This is a genomic window from Serratia sp. 506_PEND (assembly GCF_001076875.1).
Taxonomy (GTDB): Bacteria; Pseudomonadota; Gammaproteobacteria; order Enterobacterales; family Enterobacteriaceae; genus Serratia; species Serratia marcescens.
Genome location: NZ_JVEL01000467.1, coordinates 1 through 1,513, shown reverse-complemented (window position 1 = coordinate 1,513; position 1,513 = coordinate 1). Strand labels below are relative to the sequence as shown.

Genomic DNA, 1,513 nt, shown 5'->3' with positions numbered 1-1,513 from the left:
TGGTGCGCTGAGACTCAAGTTGATTAATGTGATTTTTCAGCATGATCCTGGCATACAACGCCGGTGCCAGCGCTTTCGGCGCATCCCCACCTCCGGCTCTTATGAATATCGATTTAATGTGCAACGGTGCGAGCCGGAGATTACCAATCTGGTTATTTTGCACATCGTTATCCAAATGAATAACGCCATAACCGGTGGGAAGCGGCCCGTTGACACACTCCCACACGTAAACGTCGAGGCGCATTCGCTTACCGTTGGCGTAGATATATTTCAGCCCTTTACCCGTTCCATGTCTGCATTTTTGATTCCATCCTCTGCCAGCCATTGTTTTCTTGATGGCGTCTACGGTTTTTTTATCACCAAACCGCTCATTAAACATCTGCGTCAATTTTTTCCATCCAACCGCTCTATTGGCAAAAAGGTAAGTTAATTGCTGTTCGCTATAATGAAATTGTTTTGCAACATACCGATCTAACCCACGCTGACGTAACACTTCTCTCATCGTGCCTTGTCTTTTATTTGTCCCAAATTCGTAGTTGAACAAATCGGTAATTTCGCGAAACGTTTTCCCTTTGCAATGAACTTCCAGAAATAAATTTTGCGCGTCAGTATATTTTTGGCTCATTCTTCTATCCCCAACACTTTAGGCACCCGACCCGCATAACCGTCATACACTGCTCTTTGCGCGTCGAGCGCTACGCGGTACGTTTGGATCACCGTCCCAGCAACCTCAGACATGGCCTTGGCGCGGGCGATTTCTTCCTGTAGCGCTTCACCTTTCAGTTCTGGGCTGGACAGACTCTCCAGCATCATGAACTGGTGATTAACCAAATCAGCGAGTGTATTTTTCATGCCGCACCACCAAGCCGAAGCTGTTCAGCACCATCCACACCGTGATTCAGCCTGGCATTTTGCCCAGCACGGAACCCGGCACCGCGTGCAYCATCATCACCGCGTACCTTTTTGGCATCCCGAGGCGTAACAGACGTAAATCCCTCGCTAATCTTCTGGAAGTAAACCGCCATCAAATCCTGCTCTGCAGGGGTAACCGCAAACTCTTCAATCGCCTGGTAGGCACCATGCACCCACGCCTCGCAGAACGCATCAGCCCGCCCAGTCTTGGTGGCGCGCTTGATACTCTTACGCTGCCCAGCGCTAAACTCACGGCGCGCCGACATCATCTGGCGCGTCAGTACATCGAAGGCATACGCTGCCACCTGCGGCCGCTCCGCAGGACCAAAGAACACCACGATGCGCTTGCCATTACGCCCGGACAGATAACTCTGAACGCCAAAGGCTCGGCGAATAATCTCGATGAGCATAGCCATATAGCGGGGGATATTTACGGCATTGGACGGCGCACCGGCGCTGCTGGCCTCGCTGACTTCTGTTAACGCCACATCGGTCTCGGTCAACTGGTGCTCCCGCATCAGCTTCTGTGCCCGCTCCAGCGCCAGCGCCGCCTCGTTCGGATTGGTGTTTTTACGCGCCAAATTCATGAGTTTTTTAATTT

General features: G+C 51.5%; 3 protein-coding genes. All 3 read right to left on the bottom strand.

Translation table 11 applies throughout. The features are described from left to right. On the bottom strand, nt 1–625 hold a 625-nt coding region (locus ADK28_RS18865), incomplete at its 3' end, for an HNH endonuclease (RefSeq protein WP_048796149.1). Then, entirely contained in the window at nt 622–852 is a 231-nt protein-coding gene (locus tag ADK28_RS18860) for a hypothetical protein (RefSeq protein WP_048796150.1), read from the bottom strand. The genes ADK28_RS18865 and ADK28_RS18860, both read right to left, overlap by 4 nt. After that, nucleotides 849–1,511 (bottom strand): DUF2786 domain-containing protein, encoded by a 663-nt coding sequence (locus tag ADK28_RS18855; protein ID WP_239686263.1) that lies wholly within the window; start codon nt 1,509–1,511, stop codon nt 849–851. Before ADK28_RS18855 ends, ADK28_RS18860 begins: the two co-directional genes overlap by 4 nt. Between the last annotated feature and the right edge of the window lie 2 nt (nt 1,512–1,513).